A 15,737-nucleotide genomic window follows, 5' to 3' on the forward strand; every position below is an offset into this window, starting at 1 on the left:
GCGGATACGGTTCCAGCAACCCATTCACACGACCCAGTTCACCAACGCGATCAGGCCGATCACCAGCAGAAAGACGGCCACCAGCCCCACCACGATGATATGCAGCGGGTTGAGCTTTTCGACATCCTGCTGGTACTCGCTGCCCTTGCGCAGACCTATCAGCGACCACGCCACCGCCCGCACCGTGCGCAGCAGCGATCCCTTGCGCTCGTGGGGCTTCACCACCGGCTGCTCCACTGGCGTATTCATGAACCCGCTCCCGCCGCTGGAGAGACCAGGGGCGCGGACAGGCCCACGGCGGCAGTGGACTGCGGTGCTGCCGGCGTCTTGCCACCCACCTCGAAGAACGTGTAGGACAGCGTGATGGTCGTCACGTCCTTGGAAATACGCGGGTCAATCACAAATGCCACGGGCCATTCCTTTTTTTCTCCAGGCTCCAGCGTGTACTGGTTGAAGCAAAAGCACTCCAGCTTGTTGAAGTGCGCCGCGGCCTGGCGCGGTGCATAGCTCGGTATGGCTTGCGCAGCCATGCGGCGGTTCTGCACGTTCTGGAACTCGTACATCACGGTCGTCAGCTCGCCGGGGTGCACCTGCACCGAACGCTGGGCGGGCTTGAAATCCCACGGGCCGCGCGCGTTGGCGTCGAACTCCACCGTGATCGTGCGGGTCTTGTCCACCTGCGTGTTGCCCGGCACCTTGACATCCTTGCCGGCCACGCCGTTGCCCGGCACCTGCCGCTCGGACAGCGACAGGATGTTGATGCCCGTCATCTCGCAGATGTGCTTGTAGATGGGGATCAGCACATAGCCGAAGGCGAACATGCCGGCCGCGATCACGACCAGCTTGCCGACCATCTTGGCGTTTTCGCGGTGCAGGCTCATGGCAGGTGCGGGCTCAGCGGGACAGCAGAACGACCTTGACCATGAACCCGACGAAGAACACCACCGCGACGGACGCCAGGATCAGCGCCATCCGCAGGTTGCTCTTTTTCTGTTCGGGTGTCATGGGCATGGTGTTCAGCCGATCACGCGGGTGGCCGTGGCGTCCAGCTTGGGGGGATTCTCGAACGTATGGAAAGGTGCTGGCGACGGGACTTCCCATTCCAGGCCTTCGGCGCCGTCCCAGGGCTTGGCCGCAGCCTTCTCGCCCTTGCCGCGCATGGCGGGGATGATCACCGCCACGAAGAAGTACACCTGCGCGAGACCGAAGCCCAGCGCGCCCACCGAAGCGATGGCGTTGAAGTCGGCGAACTGCATCGGGTAGTCGGCATAACGGCGTGGCATGCCGGCCAGGCCCAGGAAGTGCATCGGGAAGAAGGTGATGTTGAAGAAGATCAGCGAGGACCAGAAGTGGATCTGGCCGCGCGTTTCGGAGTACATCACGCCGGTCCACTTGGGCAGCCAGTAGTACACGCCCGCGAACATCGAGAACAGCGAGCCGGCCACCAGCACGTAGTGGAAGTGGGCCACCACGTAGTAGGTGTCCTGCAGCTGGATGTCGATGGGCGCCATGGCCAGGATCAGGCCGGTGAAGCCACCCATGGTGAACACGAAGATGAAGCCCACGGCGAACAGCATGGGGGTCTCGAACGTCATGGAGCCGCGCCACATGGTGGCGATCCAGTTGAAGATCTTCACGGCCGTGGGCACGGAGATCAGCATGGTGGCGTACATGAAGAACAGCTGGCCCGTCACGGGCATGCCGGTCGTGAACATGTGGTGTGCCCACACGATGAACGACAGGATGGCGATGGAGGAGGTCGCGTACACCATGGAGGCGTAGCCGAAGAGCTTCTTGCGTGCGAACGCGGGCACGATCTGGCTGATGATGCCGAAGGCCGGCAAGATCATGATGTACACCTCGGGGTGGCCGAAGAACCAGAAGATGTGCTGGTACATCACCGGGTCACCGCCGCCGGCGGGGTTGAAGAAGCTGGTGCCGAAGTGGCGGTCCGTCAGCGTCATGGTGATGGCGCCAGCCAGCACGGGCATCACGGCGATCAGCAGATAGGCGGTGATCAGCCAGGTCCAGGCGAACATGGGCATCTTCATCAGCGTCATGCCGGGCGCGCGCATGTTCAGGATGGTCACGATGATGTTGATCGAGCCCATGATGGACGAGGCACCCAGGATGTGCATCGCGAAGATGCCGGCGTCCATGGAGGGGCCCATCTGCAGCGTCAGCGGCGCGTACAGCGTCCAGCCGGCGGCGGGTGCGCCACCGGGCATGAAGAACGAGCTCACCAGCATGATGGCCGCGGGGATCATCAGCCAGAAGCTGAAGTTGTTCATGCGCGCGAAGGCCATGTCGGATGCGCCGATCTGCAGCGGGATCATCCAGTTCGCGAAGCCCACGAAGGCCGGCATGATGGCGCCGAACACCATGATGAGGCCGTGCATGGTGGTGAGCTGGTTGAACAGCTCGGGGTTCACCAGCTGCAGGCCGGGCTGGAACAGCTCGGCGCGGATCAGCAGTGCCAGGACGCCGCCGACCATCAGCATGGCGAAGGCGAACAGCAGGTACAGGGTGCCGATGTCCTTGTGGTTGGTGGCGAACACCCAGCGGCGCCAGCCGGTGGGGCCGTGGTGGTGGTCGTGGCCGTCGTGTGCGTGATCGCCCGCGTGCCCGTGATTGTCGAGAACTGCGCTCATTTTGGATTCCTCAATACGATAGGGCGATGATTACTTGCCACGCTGGGCCACGATTTCAGCAGGCTGCACCAGCTGGCCGGTCTTGTTGGACCAGGAGTTCTTCGTGTAGCTCACCACTGCGGCGATGTCGGTATCGCTCAGCTGAGCCCATGCAGGCATCGCGCCATTGGCCGCGCCCTTGAGCACGACCTGGATCTGCTTGGCGTGGTCCGCATCCAGCACGATGGCCGAGCCGTCCAGCGGCTTGATGGGACCGGCGCCCTTGCCGTTGGCCTGGTGGCAGGCCGCGCAGTTGGCCGCATACACCTTCTCGCCGCGCTTCATGATGTCGTCCAGGGTCCACACCTTGGTGGGGTCGTCCAGCTTGGCCGCGGCCTTCTTCTTTTGCTCGCCCACCCAGGCGGTGTAGTCCTCGGCGGACACGACCTTCACGTGGATGGGCATGTAGGCGTGTTCCTTGCCGCACAGTTCGGCGCACTGGCCATAGTAGTCACCGATCTTCTCGGCGCGGAACCAGGTGTCGCGCACGAAGCCGGGGATCGCGTCCTGCTTGATGCCGAAGGCGGGCACCATGAAGGCATGGATCACGTCGTTGGCGGTGGTGATGATGCGGACCTTCTTGCCCACGGGCACCACCATCGGATTGTCCACCTTCAGCAGGTAGTTGGCAGGGGCGTCCTTGACGTTGCCGCTGTCGGACATCACGCGGTGGCTGCTGTCCAGCGTGGAGATGAAGGCCAGGCCCTCGCCTTCGCCGGTGATGTAGTCGTAGCCCCACTTCCACTGGTAGCCCGTGGTCTTGATGGTGAGGTCGGCATTGGTCGTGTCCTTCTGGGCCACCAGCACCTTCGTGGCGGGCAGGGCCATCAGGATCACGATGATGAACGGAACAATGGTCCACACCACTTCCACCGTCACGGACTCATGGAAATTGGCCGATTTGGCGCCCTTGGAACGGCGGTGCTTCCAGATCGAGTAGAACATCACGGAGAACACTGCAACAAAGATCACCGTGCAGATGATCAGCATCATCCAGTGCAGAAAATGCTGCTCTTCTGCAATCTTGGTGACGGGCGGCGCCAGGTTCAGCTGGTTGACTGCGGGGCCGCCAGGCAGGTCCTGAACGGCATGGGCTGCGGAACCCACCCATGCACCGGCAATCAGCAGCAGAGAAGCCAGCTTGTTGGAAATGCTCTTCATAGTTCTCACTTACTTCTAAGCCTCAATTTAACCAATCCCTTTCGCGCGCCTGCGTGGGGTCAGGCGGCGCGCAAGGCCATGCGGATCTCCGATGCCAGGACCGGCCGAAGCTCGGGGCGCACGTAGCGCCCCACTTCGACCGAACGGCCCTGCGCAGACAGCATGATCAGCGAACGGTCTCCGGTCTTGGGTTCTACGCGAACCCGGCTCCGGTCAAACTCGGCACGCTCCAGCTTGCCTGCTGTCTCCAGTTCCACCACGAGGCGCGAGCCCTGCAGTGAAATCCTCTCGCCATCCGCCGCATGGCGACCGTACATGGCGAATGCAATTCCTACAGCCACGATTTCGAGCCATGCGAAGGGCATGACCAGACGGGCACCGAGCATCCAGAAGAAAGCCGCGATACCCAGCGACACCAGGCACAGCGACAGGTACGTCCAACCCAGTTGCGCCGGCGTGACCGAGCAATTGCGAACGAGACGCCAGTCGATGCGCTGACCCGACACCGTGGCAAAACGAAAAACCAAGCCCGTCACCAGAAGTGCTCACAAGACTGCCGGCTGAAAGGTGCCTGCCATGCGTTGCCGCGACAGGCACAGCCTGCAAGGTTGCGCGGGAAGATGCCCGAAATCTCAATAACCCGGAATTGTAGCGTGCCTTGTTCCATGTCATTGACACGGAGTTACAGACTAGCTCCCCTTGCCGCCCTGTCGCAGCATGGTGCGCATGTCCTGCAGCGACACGGCGCTGCTAGGGCTCACGCGCACGCGCGGCGCGGGCTTGAACGCATGCCCGTAGATGATCTCGAAGGTCAGCGCCAGTTGCCCTGCGTTGCCGGGGTCCGCCAGCCGGTGCGCCAGCGCTTCGTACAGCCGCTCGCGCCAGCGCCGCCCGCGCAGCGCGCCAAAACGCGCGGGGTGCAGGTTGCAGCCCAGTTCCTGCAACTCCCGCATCAGCCGCTGCGGGGTGGCGAAGGTCAGCGTGATGCGCTCCATGTCCATCACAGGCTCGGCAAAGCCCGCGTGCACCAGCATGTCCCCCCAGTCGTGCATGTCCGTGAACGCATGCCCGGCAGGAGGCCAGCCCAGCTCGGCGTACACCGCATGCAGCTCGCGCAGCGTGTCGGGGCCCAGGCACGAGAACATCAGGTAGCCATCCACGGCCAGGGCACGGTGCCATTGCGCGATCAGCGCCTGCGGGTCCGCTGCCGTATGCAGCGCCATGTTGGCCCAGAGCATCTGCACGCTCGCATCCGCCGGCGCACCCAGCTGCGGGTTGCCGGCGCCCCAGCGGGCGGGACTCCACCAGGGCCTGGCCAGGGCCTGCCGCGCCACCTCCTGGCAATGCGCGGCCGTCTCGTAGATCTGGCAGCGTGCCTTGGGAAAGCGTGCGCTCACCAGCGTATGTGCGTGCAGCCCTCCGCGCACCGCATCCCAATGGCACCACGATTCGGGAGCCTGGCGGATCCACTGCAGGCGGTCCTCCATGCGGCGCGCCACCTCCTCATGGAGCCAGGGGGACAACGCAGGGGCCGCCGCATGCCAGCGGGCCGCAGCAACGGGATCAATGGTGGGGGGACGCTCGGAGGGCATGGCAGGACGGGCGAGTATATTGATTCATGCTTTTCACGGGCTTGCTAGGGATTTCGCGCCCTCTTCGCACCTGGGCGGACAAGGTGCCCAGCCAGTGCGCCGTCTGCCATGCATGGCCGTCGCAGCGGATCTGCAATGCCTGCGCGGCGCGCTTTGCCCAGCCCGCCACACGCTGCCAGCGCTGCGCCCTGCGGGTCCCCCCGGGGGTCGCCGTCTGCGGCGCCTGCGTGCACAGCCCGCCCAGCTTCGATGCCTGCGTGGCCGCCGTGGACTACGCCTACCCATGGGCCGACGCGCTCGCGCACTTCAAGTTCCGGGGTGACCCCGGGTGGGCCAGGGCCCTGGCCACGCTGATGCGCAGCACGCCCTGGATGGAACCGGCCCTGGACGCGGCGGACCGCGTGCTGCCGATACCGCTGTCGGCCGAGCGCCTGCGCGAGCGGGGATTCAACCAGTCCGCGCTCCTTGCAAGGCATCTGGCAGGCCCCAGGAGCGACACCCGGACCCTGCTGCGCCTGCACGCCAGCGAGGCACAGAGCGGACTGCCGCGGGCGCAGCGCCTGCGCAACCTGCGGGGTGCGTTTGCCATCGAGCCCGCGCATGCGGCGGCCCTGCGGGGCCAGCGCGTGGTGCTGGTCGACGATGTGATGACCACGGGCGCCACGATGCAGGCCGCCACGCTGGCACTGCGCGAGGCGGGCGTGGCGCATGTCACCTGCGCAGTCCTCGCGCGCACGGGGCTGGACTAGCGGGATACTTTTGATTACGAGCGGTTGCTCAACTCACACGCCGGGCGATGACAATAGCCAGCATGTTCCATATCGTCCTCGTCGAACCCGAGATCCCGCCCAACACCGGGAATGTGATTCGCCTGGCGGCCAACACCGGATGCACCCTGCACCTGGTCGAGCCCCTGGGGTTCACGATGGAGGACAGGCAGATGCGGCGTGCGGGGCTCGACTACCACGAGTACGCCCAGGTGCAGATCCACCCCGGCTGGACCGCCTTCCTGCGCGATGCCCAGCCCGACCCCTCCCGCATGTTCGCCATGACGACCCACGGCTCCCAGCCGGTGCACTCCACCTGTTTCCTGCCGGGCGACTGGCTGGTGTTTGGCGCCGAGACGCGGGGGCTTCCACCCGAGCTGCGCGACAGCTTCCCACCCGCGCAGCGCCTGCGGCTGCCGATGGTGGCGGGCCAGCGCAGCCTGAACCTGTCCAACGCCGTGGCGGTGACGGTGTTCGAGGCCTGGCGCCAGAACAGTTTTGCGATGCCCGATGGCGAGATCACCGTCGAGCCAGAAGGCACCATCATCAGCGGATTCGCCCAGCTGGGCTGACGCAGGCCGTTCATCGCCGCCTGCGGCCGGCCGGGGGAACATGGCCCGGCCACCAGAGCGGAAACCGCCGCCCCAGCCAGCCCGCTAGCCTGCCTGCCCGCGCTGTTCGGCCATGGCCAGGGGCACCTGCTCGCTCAGGAAGTCCAGGAACACCTTGGTGCGCGCGGGCAGCATGCGGCCCGAGGGCAGCGCGGCATAGATGGTGTAGCGCGAAAAGATCCACGCGGGCAGGATGTGCACCAGCTCTCCGCGGGCCAGGTGTTCTTCGGCCAGCAGGCGCGACGTGACCGCCACCCCCGCGCCGTCCACCGCCGCGCGCAGCAGCAGCTCGGTGCTGACGGACTGCAGCACCGCCGGCATGTCGATTTCCTGGGCCGGCAGATTGCCGGAGAGGGATTGCAGGCGCAGCTTGCGGCCAGGCCCCGTCTGGGAACGGGCGGCCATGCCCGAGTCGCGCAGGTAGTCGTGCTGCAGCAGGTCCTGCGGCTCGCGCGGAATACCCTTGCGCTCCAGGTAGTCGGGCGACGCCACCACGATGGCCTCGCCCTTCAGCAGCGGGCGCGCCACGATGTTGGCGTCGAAGTCCTCGCCCGCCACCATGATGGTCACGTCGTATTCGTCCACCCGCGCCGAGGCATAGGCGTCCAGGTCGATGTCGAGCAGCAGCTTGGGGAACTCCGCATGCCACAGCGCCACCATGGGCGCCAGGAAGTTGGTGGCCAGCACCGGGGCCGCGACGATGCGGATGGTGCCGCGCAGGTCGCGCGTGTTGGCAGCGGCGGCCGCCTCGGCGTCGTCGATCTCGTGCAGGATGGTGCGCACACGCTGCAGGTAGGCATCGCCCGCATCGGTGAGGGCCAGCTTGCGGGTGGTGCGCTGCAGCAGGCGCGTGCCCAGGTGCTGCTCCAGTTCGGCCACCATGCGGGTGACCACGGGGGGCGACATGTCCATGGCCCGGGCGGCGGCGGCAAAGCCGCCCTCCTCCACCACGCGCTCGAACACCTTCATGGCTTGCAGGCGGTCCATGGGTCAGACCTCCTGCCCGCGAGGGGCCAGGCTCAGGCGGGTGCCCCGAAATTTCTCGCAAGCGATTCGGCCACGCACACGGGTTTGTCGCTGCCCTCGCGTTCCACGGTCACCAGCCACGTCATCTGCATGCCATCGGGCGCCACCGGCTCGGCCGCCTGCAGCGTGAGGCGCGCGCGCAGGCGGCTGCCCACCGGCACCGGCGCGGTGAAGCGCACCTTGTTGAGCCCGTAGTTCACGCCCATGCGCGCACCCTCGATGGTCAGGCCCGCCTCGAAGAACTGCGGGATCAGCGACAGCGTGAGAAACCCGTGGGCAATGGGCGCGCCAAACGGCCCCGCTTTCGCACGCTCGGGGTCCACGTGGATCCACTGGTGGTCGCCCGTGGCCTGGGCGAACAGGTTGACCTGTTCCTGCGTGATGGTGATCCAGTCGGTCACGGCGACCTCCTGGCCCACGCAGGCGCTGACTTCGGAGTAGGAGCGAAAGATTTTCATCACCCCAATGTAGCGCCGCAGCCGTGCGCGCCTTGTCTGGCACGGGACACCGTGCGCCCATCTGGCACACAACGCCAGCAACTGGCACTCCCCAGGCCAGTGCCACCGTGGATCTGGCTTTGCCAGTCCAGGGGTGGCGTCCCTCTCGGGGGAAGGCGCGCAGCGCCTCAGGGGGGTTCATGTGTCTAGCCACGTACAGATTCCTTGCCATTGCTCCAGGTCGCGCGCCACACGGCCCGGCGCCACGTCGAACAGCGTGAGGCCATGCGCCGCCAGGTGGATGTAGTTCTGCGTGTCGCGCAGGTAGCCCAGCACCGGAAACCCGAGGTTGTCCACGAAGTGGTGCAGCTGCTCGGCGGCCTTGGTGCGCGCGTCCACGCGCATGCCCACGATGCCCACGGGCACGCCCGCCGCGTGGCGGTGCTCGGCCAGCTGGTCCAGGAAGCTGCGCGTGGCGAAGATGTCGAACACGCTGGGCTGCAGCGGCACGATGATCTTGTCGGCCAGCTTGAGCACGTCGTTCAGGCGCCAGCCGTGCAGGCCGGCGGGCGTATCAAGCACCGCATGCGTGGTGCCCTTGGGCGGGCGGCTGATCACGTCCGAGCTGAGGCCGTCCCAGGCGCCGATGGGGCGCGCGGCCGGCGGGCGCAGGCCCAGCCAGAGCCTGGCGGACTCCTGCCGGTCGGTGTCGCCCAGGATCACGGGATGCCCCTGGCTCGCAAAGTAGCCCGCGATGTTGGTGGACAGCGTGGACTTGCCCACGCCGCCCTTCGGGTTGGCGACAACAACTACTGGCATGACAACCTCCTTGGAATCCGCGCATCCATGAAAATACAAGCCAAATCAGCCCCTGACGCTTGATGGACAAGCGCCAGCAGCTATCAAAATCAAAGCATCAGCAACACGCTGGGGCCACCTCAGGCGTGCTGGCCGCCACGCTTGACGAAGAACAGCCCCGCGCCCACCGCCATCAGCAGGCCGCCAAACACGCGGTTCTGCGCGCGCACCGCACGCGCGCTGCGCATCAGGCGGCGCAGGGCGCTGGCCCCGAAAGCGTAGCCGTGCATCACCACCACGTCCACCGTCACCGTGGTGGCGGCCATCACCAGGAGCTGCGTCCACAGCGGGCGCGTGTCGGTCATGAACTGGGGCAGCACGGCCACCATGAAGATGATGCCCTTGGGGTTGGTGGCGTTGGTCAGGAAGCCCGTGAGGCAGCGCTTTTGCCAGGTGCCCGCCGGTGCTTCCTCATCGCCCTGCACGGGCGATGCGTCGCCCGCGCGCCACTGGTTGAAGCCCACATAGATCAGGTAGCACGCGCCCAGCACCTTGACGACGCTGAAGGCCACCTCGGACGCCAGCAGCAGCGACCCCACGCCCGCCCCGGCAATCAGCAGGATCAGCAGCAGGCCCAGCTGCAGGCCGAAGATGGTGGCGCCCGTCTTGCGCACGCCGAACGACAGGCCATGGCTCATCGACAGCACGGCCCCCGAGCCCGGCGACACCGCGATCAGGCACGACGCCGCGAAAAAAGCCAGCCAAGTCTGCAAGTCCATGAAACACCGCGCCTGTAATCCGAGAAGGGCACGCATCTTAACAACGCGCCCGCGCCGCCGCCATGGCATGCACGAAGAGCGCCTCCAGCGCTTGTCCCACCAGCGCCAGATGCTATTAAAAGTGAAGCGCCGCAACAACATGCCTCGCCAGCCTCTCCACATCGCCGGGACGGTGCCAGAATCCTGACACGCCCACGCCCGCATCCCCGCGACGCCCCTTCCCCCACGCCATCGCCCGCATCCCCCTCTATGGAACACGCCCCCACCTGGCTCACCTACGGCTTCCTGTACCTCACCGCGGCGGTGCTGGCCGTGCCCATTGCCAAGGCGCTGGGCCTCGGGGCCATCATCGGCTACCTGGCGGCGGGCATCGCCATCGGGCCGTGGGGCCTGGGGCTGGTGAGCAATGTGCAGGACATCCTGCATTTCGCCGAATTCGGCGTGGTGCTGATGCTGTTCCTCGTGGGGCTGGAGCTGCAACCGAGCCGCCTGTGGGCGCTGCGCCGCCCCATCTTCGGCACCGGCACCGCGCAGGTGCTGGGCTGCGCGGCCGTGCTGTTCGCGCTGGGCGCCCTCGCCGGCCTGCCGTGGCGCGTGAGCCTGGTGGGCGCTTTGGGCCTGGCGCTGTCCTCCACGGCGATCGCGCTGCAGTCGCTGGCCGAGCGCAACCTCATGCGCACCCAGAGCGGGCAGGCGGGCTTTTCGATTTTGCTGTTCCAGGACGTGGCGGCCATCCCCATCCTGGCCCTGCTGCCGGTGCTGGGCGCCGCTGCGGGCGACGGCGCGGGCCACACGCCGGGCGAGATGGCGCTCGAGGTGCTCAAGATCGTGGGCGTGATCGCCGCCATCATCCTGGGCGGGCGCCTGCTGCTGCGCCCCGTGCTGCGCTGGATCGCCAAGAGCAACACGCCCGAGATTTTCACCGCCGCCGCGCTGCTGCTGGTGGTGGGCATCGCCTACCTGATGGTGATGGTGGGCCTGTCGATGGCGCTGGGCGCCTTCCTGGCCGGCGTGCTGCTGGCCGACAGCGAGTACCGGCGCGAGCTGGAGGCCGACATCGAGCCCTTCAAGGGCCTGCTGCTGGGGCTGTTCTTCATCGCCGTGGGCATGAGCATCGACTTCGGCGTGATCCTGCGCTCGCCGGGCCTCATGGCCGCCATCCTGGTCGGCTTCCTCGCGGCCAAGGCCATCGTGATCTACACGCTGGCCAAGCTGGTCAACATCCCGTACCAGGAGCGCCCGGTGTTCACGCTGCTGCTGGCCCAGGGCGGCGAATTCGCTTTCGTGGTGTTCCAGGCCGCCGCCGGTGCCAGCGTGTTCCCGGCCGAGACGGCCTCGCTGCTCATCGGCGCGGTGGCGCTGTCGATGCTGATCAGCCCGCTGCTGCTGGTGCTGCTGGACCGCGTGCTGCTGCGCCGCTACGCCCAGCTCAAGTCCGAGCCCCGGGCCGAGGAAATCTCCGAGCCCCAGGAGGCGCCCATCATCATCGCGGGCTTCGGCCGCTACGGGCAGATCGTCTCGCGCGTGCTGCTGGCCCAGGGCCTGCGCACCACCGTGCTGGACCACAGCGTGGAGATGCTGGAAGTGGCGCGCACCTTCGGCTACCGCGTGTTCTATGGCGACGCCACGCGGCTCGACCTGCTGCGCATCGCGGGCGCCGAACACGCCCGCATCCTGGTCATCGCCGTGGACGATGCCGAGCAGTCCCTCAAGATCGCCAAGCTTGCCCGCGAACACTTCCCCCAGCTGCAGGTGGTGGCCCGCGCGCGCGACGTCACGCACTGGAACAAGCTGCGCGACCTGGGTGTGACGCTGGTGCAGCGCGAACTGTTCGAGTCCAGCCTGCAAAGCGCGCACACGGTGCTGGAACTGATGGGCCTGGCGCCCGCCGAGGCCACGGCCATCACCCGGCGCTTTCGCACCCACAACATCGCCCTGGCCGACCGCATGTACCCGCACTACAAGGACCGCGCCAAGTTCATCGCGGTGGCGCGCGAGGGGCGCAACCAGTTCGCCGAGCAGATGGCCAAGGAGCGGCAGGAGAGCGCGGCGCTGGGGGCGGCGGGGGGCGCGTACCCCGGGTATGGCGAGCCCGGGAGCCCGCAGAGCGCCGACGGGGCGGTCAGCGCCCAGGATGTGGACAAAAACAGGCCTTGACGCCGATGTATCAAGCGCCATATGCTATCTATTCAATAGCAAAAGACCGACGATTGCCGCGCGGGAGGGAGCACGGTCGTGCGCGCCCGCAAGCGGTCGGTCTTTGCGGCGGTGCCTGGCCGTCCGGCGGAACCGCGCAACGCGCACTGCGGCGCCGCTTGCATGGCCACCTCTCAAACGATAACTATTCGCATTAGAATACCCCCTCCTGCCAGCCAGCGTCCCGAAAAGCCACGCGAGCCAGCGCCTTCAGCGTTTGTCCGCCCTCGGCTTTCTCTCCATCGGGACTCCCATGTCTTTTCAGCCCTCGCGCGCGGCCCGTTTCTCGCCGCGCTCTTCGCTCGCCCCCTCTTCCTCCCCGTACCCCTGGGCCCGCAAGGCCGGGGTGTTTGCCCTGACCCCGCTGGCCCTGTGCCTCGCCCAAGCCGCCGTGGCACAGCAGGACGCCGATGCACCGGCGGCCGCCGCCCAGGTGGCCGCGCCGCAGCTCCAGGAAGTGCGCATCAATGCCAGCACCGAGAAGGACATGGGCTTTGCGCCCGTCGAGGCCCAGACCGCCGGCAAGGCGCCCATGCGCCGGCTGGAGACCCCGCAGTCCGTGAGCGTGGTCACGCGCGAGCAGATGGAGTCGCGCCAGATCACCAACGTGCAGCAGGCGCTGCAGACCGTGGCGGGCGTGAGCCCCGTCAACTTCGGGCGCCGGGGTTTTGACGACATCAACATCCGGGGCTTTCGCTCCACCGAATCCATCCTGGTCGACGGCCTGGTGCAAAGCCCCGGCATGTGGGCCAAGCTGCAGCCCTACGGCTACGAGCGCTTCGAGGTGCTCAAGGGCTCGGCCTCGGTGCTCTACGGCCAGGTGCAGCCCGGCGGCATCGTCAACGCGGTGAGCAAGCGGCCCAAGAAAGACGCGATCAACGAAGTGGGCGTGGAGGTGGGCAGCTTCGGCCAGCGCACGCTGCAGGCCGACGTGAACAAGCCGCTGTCCGAATCGGGCAAGACGGCGCTGCGCATCAATGCCCAGGTGTCCAACGCCGACGACCCCACGCAGTTCGTCTACCGCAAGGACCGGTGGTTCGCCCCGTCGCTGTCCATCGACCTGGGCGCGCAGACCGACCTGGTGCTGTTCGCCACCTACAGCCGCAGCGAGTGGATGCGCCAGCAGGGCATCACACCCTACGGCACGCTGCTGCCCAACCGCAACGGCACCCTGTCGCGCACGCTGTTCACGGGCGATCCTGCCTTTGGCGTGTACGACGTGGAGAGCACCACGCTGGGCTATGCGCTGGAGCACAAGGTGTCCGACGCGATGACGTTCCGCCAGAACGTGCGCTACGAGACCGAGAAGGGCACGGGCAACTTCGTCTCCAACCAGGCGCTGCAGGCCAACCAGCGGCTGCAGAACCGCCAGGCGTCGCGCCAGTACATGGACTATGACCTGCTGGCCACCGACACCTCGATGCTCACGCGCTTCGAGGCGCTGGGCGCCAAGCACCAGCTCGTCACGGGCCTGGACGTGCGCAGCGGCCACAGCCTGCTGGCCAGCCGCACCTGCCGCATCGGCGCGCTGGACTTGTTCGCGCCCGTCTACGGCATGCAGGCCACCTGCCCCACGGCGCTGACCAGCGACGCGCCCGCCAAGCTCACCGTGGCCGGGCTGTATGCGCAGGACCAGATCAAGTTCGGCCAGGGCTGGACGGCCCTGGTGGGCCTGCGCCGCGACTGGTCGACCAACGACACGAACAACCGCGTGGCCAACACGCAGACACGCCAGAAGGACAGCGCCACCACGCTGTCCGCCGGCCTGGTGTATGAGTTCAAGCCCGGCTGGGCCGCTTACGGCAGCTACGGCGAGTCCTTCTTGCCGACCTCGGGGCTGGCCTTCAACGGCACGCCCTTCGTGCCCGAGACCGGCAAGCAGTGGGAAGCCGGTGTGAAATACGAGGCGCCGGGCGGCCAGATCACCGGAGCACTGGCGGTCTTCGACCTGGTGCGCGAGAACGTCACCACGGCCGACCCGGTGAACACCGGCTTCAGCGTGCAGACCGGCCAGCAGCGCGCGCGCGGCCTGGAGGTGGAGCTGGGCGCGGACATGAAGAACGGCTGGAAGCTGACCAGCGCCTACACCTACACGCAGACCAAGGTCACGCGCGACAACAACGCCGCCATCGTGGGCCTGCCGCTGAACCTCACGCCGCGCCACACGCTCACGGCCTGGGCCACCTACAAGCTGCCGCAGCACCAGCGCATCACGCTGGGCATGGGCGGGCGCTACGTCAGCGAGCAGATCGGCTCGTATCCCTTCACGCTGCCGTCGTATGTGGTGGCCGATGCGTCCATCAGCTACGCGGGCGACAACTACCGCGTGACGGCGGGGGTGAAGAACGTGTTCAACAAGGCGTACTACGACGGCGCGATCAACGCCAACGTGGTCTCGCCCGCGTTGCCGCGCAGCTTCAACCTGGGCGTGACGTACTTCTTCTGACGCAGCGCCATCGCCCCGCCACCGCGAGCCGACCATGACCAGCCAGCGCACCCTGAACCGCCTTTTCGTCCTGCACTCCTGGGCGGGCATCGTCACGGGGCTGCTGATGTTCATCGTGTGCTTCTCGGGCGCGGTGGTGGTGTTCAAGAACGAGATCGACCTGTGGGCCAACCCGTCGCTGGCGCAGCTGCCGCGCTCTGCGACGCCCGCGTCGCTCGATGCGGTGCTGACGCAGCTGCACACCCGCTACCCCGGCGCCACGGTGGAGACCATCGCGCTGCCCGACGCGGTCAACCCGAGCTACTTCGCCTTCGTGCGCGAGCGCGGCGCGCCGGCCAACACGCGCACCAAGGTGGCCCTGCGCTCGGACACGGGCACGGTGGTGGGCCCGGTGGACAGCCAGCTCGGCCAGTACCTGCGCATGCTGCACGTGTTCCTGTTCTTCGGGCCGCGCTGGATCGTGGGCTTTCTGGGCGCCGCGATGCTGGTGCTCATCGTCACGGGCATCGTCATCCACCGCAAGATCCTGGCCGAGCTGTTCACCCAGCGCTGGGGCCGCAGCTTTCGCGTGGTGATGTCCGACCTGCACAAGTCCGCGGGCATCTGGGGCCTGGGCTTTCACATCCTGATCGCCACCACGGGGGCCTGGATGGGCCTGGCGCCGCTGTTCGAGCAGGGCTACAAATACGTGACCACCAGCAGCACCGAAGCCGCAGCCACCGCCAAGCCCGCGCGCAAGGCCGCTGGCGATGCCGCCGAGCCCGTGCGCATGCAGTCGCTGGATGCCCTGTACGCCACCGCGCAGCAGGCCGTGCCGGGGCTGGAGGCGCGCTACGTGTCGATGCGCCGCTGGGGCACCGACACCGCCGAGGCCAGCTTCACCGGCAACCTGGGCGGCCACCTGGCCAGCACCGCGCGGGTGGACATCCACGCCGCCACCGGCGTGCCCAGGAAGGTGCACGACCCGCGCACGGCGGGATTCTGGTCGCTGGTCAACGGCCTCATGGAGCCGCTGCACTTTGGCGACTTCGGCGGGCTGGCGCTCAAGTGGCTGTATTTCTTGCTGGGCATGACGCCCGCGTTCCTGTCGATCTCGGGCACCTTGATCTGGCTCGATGCGCGCCAGCAGCGCCGGCGCGAGGCCGAGGCCGCGCAGGGCGCATCGGCCAGCGGGATCGCGGCGGCGGGTTGAGCCCCGCCTCGTTTCCCCCTTCTTTTCTGGTTTCTCCCGCCC

General features: G+C 67.2%; 16 protein-coding genes. 5 read left to right on the forward strand and 11 right to left on the reverse strand.

Annotation, left to right across the window (positions count from 1 at the left end):
* Positions 1 to 24: 24 nt before the first annotated feature.
* From AC3RCE_RS20215 to AC3RCE_RS20245, 7 genes are all read right to left on the reverse strand, one after another.
* Complete coding sequence (locus AC3RCE_RS20215; protein ID WP_218339572.1) at positions 25 to 249, reverse strand: DUF2970 domain-containing protein; 225 nt, start codon at positions 247 to 249, stop codon at positions 25 to 27.
* Positions 246 to 881, reverse strand: coding sequence for a cytochrome c oxidase assembly protein (locus tag AC3RCE_RS20220; RefSeq protein WP_218295948.1), 636 nt, complete (start codon positions 879 to 881; stop codon positions 246 to 248). The genes AC3RCE_RS20215 and AC3RCE_RS20220 overlap by 4 nt, the downstream gene beginning before the upstream one ends.
* A 13-nt stretch (positions 882 to 894) precedes the next feature.
* On the reverse strand, positions 895 to 1,005 hold the full coding sequence (locus AC3RCE_RS20225) for a cytochrome oxidase small assembly protein (protein ID WP_218296306.1): 111 nt from the start codon (positions 1,003 to 1,005) through the stop codon (positions 895 to 897).
* An 11-nt stretch (positions 1,006 to 1,016) separates the two neighbouring features.
* A complete protein-coding gene (ctaD, locus tag AC3RCE_RS20230; RefSeq protein ID WP_218295949.1) occupies positions 1,017 to 2,651 on the reverse strand; it encodes a cytochrome c oxidase subunit I in 1,635 nt (544 codons plus the stop codon).
* Positions 2,652 to 2,681: 30 nt separating this feature from the next.
* A complete protein-coding gene (gene coxB, locus AC3RCE_RS20235; RefSeq protein ID WP_218295950.1) occupies positions 2,682 to 3,851 on the reverse strand; it encodes a cytochrome c oxidase subunit II in 1,170 nt (389 codons plus the stop codon).
* 59 nt (positions 3,852 to 3,910) lie between these two features.
* Positions 3,911 to 4,387: a DUF2244 domain-containing protein gene (locus AC3RCE_RS20240; protein WP_218295951.1), complete on the reverse strand. Its 477-nt coding sequence runs from the start codon at positions 4,385 to 4,387 to the stop codon at positions 3,911 to 3,913.
* 153 nt (positions 4,388 to 4,540) lie between these two features.
* On the reverse strand, positions 4,541 to 5,443 hold the full coding sequence (locus AC3RCE_RS20245; RefSeq protein ID WP_492253801.1) for a biotin synthase: 903 nt from the start codon (positions 5,441 to 5,443) through the stop codon (positions 4,541 to 4,543).
* A 26-nt stretch (positions 5,444 to 5,469) separates the two neighbouring features.
* Between AC3RCE_RS20245 and AC3RCE_RS20250 the strand changes: the two genes are divergently transcribed.
* A complete protein-coding gene (locus tag AC3RCE_RS20250; protein ID WP_218295953.1) occupies positions 5,470 to 6,192 on the forward strand; it encodes a ComF family protein in 723 nt (240 codons plus the stop codon).
* Positions 6,193 to 6,254: 62 nt separating this feature from the next.
* A complete protein-coding gene (locus AC3RCE_RS20255; protein WP_218295954.1) occupies positions 6,255 to 6,782 on the forward strand; it encodes a tRNA (cytidine(34)-2'-O)-methyltransferase in 528 nt (175 codons plus the stop codon).
* A gap of 84 nt (positions 6,783 to 6,866) precedes the next feature.
* Here the strand turns inward: AC3RCE_RS20255 and AC3RCE_RS20260 are convergent, their stop codons facing one another.
* From AC3RCE_RS20260 to AC3RCE_RS20275, 4 genes are all read right to left on the reverse strand, one after another.
* Positions 6,867 to 7,808, reverse strand: a complete 942-nt coding sequence (locus AC3RCE_RS20260; protein ID WP_218295955.1) for a LysR family transcriptional regulator — start codon at positions 7,806 to 7,808, stop codon at positions 6,867 to 6,869.
* 32 nt (positions 7,809 to 7,840) lie between these two features.
* On the reverse strand, positions 7,841 to 8,305 hold the full coding sequence (locus AC3RCE_RS20265; RefSeq protein ID WP_094291360.1) for a MaoC family dehydratase: 465 nt from the start codon (positions 8,303 to 8,305) through the stop codon (positions 7,841 to 7,843).
* Between the two features lie 177 nt (positions 8,306 to 8,482).
* Positions 8,483 to 9,103 (reverse strand): nucleotide-binding protein, encoded by a 621-nt coding sequence (locus AC3RCE_RS20270; RefSeq protein WP_218295956.1) that lies wholly within the window; start codon positions 9,101 to 9,103, stop codon positions 8,483 to 8,485.
* A gap of 119 nt (positions 9,104 to 9,222) precedes the next feature.
* On the reverse strand, positions 9,223 to 9,861 hold the full coding sequence (locus AC3RCE_RS20275; RefSeq protein WP_218339573.1) for a LysE family translocator: 639 nt from the start codon (positions 9,859 to 9,861) through the stop codon (positions 9,223 to 9,225).
* A gap of 249 nt (positions 9,862 to 10,110) precedes the next feature.
* Here AC3RCE_RS20275 and kefC point away from each other — a divergent pair, with 249 nt between their 5' ends.
* The 3 genes from kefC to AC3RCE_RS20290 all read left to right on the forward strand — a co-directional run bounded on the left by kefC (position 10,111) and on the right by AC3RCE_RS20290 (position 15,695).
* Positions 10,111 to 12,018 (forward strand): glutathione-regulated potassium-efflux system protein KefC, encoded by a 1,908-nt coding sequence (kefC, locus tag AC3RCE_RS20280; RefSeq protein ID WP_492253802.1) that lies wholly within the window; start codon positions 10,111 to 10,113, stop codon positions 12,016 to 12,018.
* Positions 12,019 to 12,310: 292 nt separating this feature from the next.
* The gene (locus tag AC3RCE_RS20285) at positions 12,311 to 14,503 is read left to right on the forward strand and encodes a TonB-dependent siderophore receptor (protein WP_255591032.1); all 2,193 of its coding nucleotides are present in this window, start codon (positions 12,311 to 12,313) and stop codon (positions 14,501 to 14,503) included.
* A gap of 34 nt (positions 14,504 to 14,537) precedes the next feature.
* A complete protein-coding gene (locus tag AC3RCE_RS20290; RefSeq protein WP_492253803.1) occupies positions 14,538 to 15,695 on the forward strand; it encodes a PepSY-associated TM helix domain-containing protein in 1,158 nt (385 codons plus the stop codon).
* Positions 15,696 to 15,737: the final 42 nt, after the last annotated feature.

The organism is Acidovorax sp. GW823-FHT05D11, assembly GCF_058795695.1.

Excerpts from the sequence above, each read along its gene's own strand:
- AC3RCE_RS20215 (WP_218339572.1), bottom strand. The coding sequence starts at position 249 with ATGAATACGCCAGTGGAGCAGCCGGTGGTGAAGCCCCACGAGCGCAAG.
- AC3RCE_RS20220 (WP_218295948.1), bottom strand. The coding sequence starts at position 881 with ATGAGCCTGCACCGCGAAAACGCCAAGATGGTCGGCAAGCTGGTCGTG.
- AC3RCE_RS20225 (WP_218296306.1), bottom strand. The coding sequence starts at position 1,005 with ATGACACCCGAACAGAAAAAGAGCAACCTGCGGATGGCGCTGATCCTG.
- ctaD (WP_218295949.1), bottom strand. The coding sequence starts at position 2,651 with ATGAGCGCAGTTCTCGACAATCACGGGCACGCGGGCGATCACGCACAC.
- coxB (WP_218295950.1), bottom strand. The coding sequence starts at position 3,851 with ATGAAGAGCATTTCCAACAAGCTGGCTTCTCTGCTGCTGATTGCCGGT.
- AC3RCE_RS20245 (WP_492253801.1), bottom strand. The coding sequence starts at position 5,443 with ATGCCCTCCGAGCGTCCCCCCACCATTGATCCCGTTGCTGCGGCCCGC.
- AC3RCE_RS20250 (WP_218295953.1), top strand. The coding sequence starts at position 5,470 with ATGCTTTTCACGGGCTTGCTAGGGATTTCGCGCCCTCTTCGCACCTGG.
- AC3RCE_RS20255 (WP_218295954.1), top strand. The coding sequence starts at position 6,255 with ATGTTCCATATCGTCCTCGTCGAACCCGAGATCCCGCCCAACACCGGG.
- AC3RCE_RS20260 (WP_218295955.1), bottom strand. The coding sequence starts at position 7,808 with ATGGACCGCCTGCAAGCCATGAAGGTGTTCGAGCGCGTGGTGGAGGAG.
- AC3RCE_RS20265 (WP_094291360.1), bottom strand. The coding sequence starts at position 8,305 with ATGAAAATCTTTCGCTCCTACTCCGAAGTCAGCGCCTGCGTGGGCCAG.
- AC3RCE_RS20270 (WP_218295956.1), bottom strand. The coding sequence starts at position 9,103 with ATGCCAGTAGTTGTTGTCGCCAACCCGAAGGGCGGCGTGGGCAAGTCC.
- AC3RCE_RS20275 (WP_218339573.1), bottom strand. The coding sequence starts at position 9,861 with ATGGACTTGCAGACTTGGCTGGCTTTTTTCGCGGCGTCGTGCCTGATC.
- kefC (WP_492253802.1), top strand. The coding sequence starts at position 10,111 with ATGGAACACGCCCCCACCTGGCTCACCTACGGCTTCCTGTACCTCACC.
- AC3RCE_RS20285 (WP_255591032.1), top strand. The coding sequence starts at position 12,311 with ATGTCTTTTCAGCCCTCGCGCGCGGCCCGTTTCTCGCCGCGCTCTTCG.
- AC3RCE_RS20290 (WP_492253803.1), top strand. The coding sequence starts at position 14,538 with ATGACCAGCCAGCGCACCCTGAACCGCCTTTTCGTCCTGCACTCCTGG.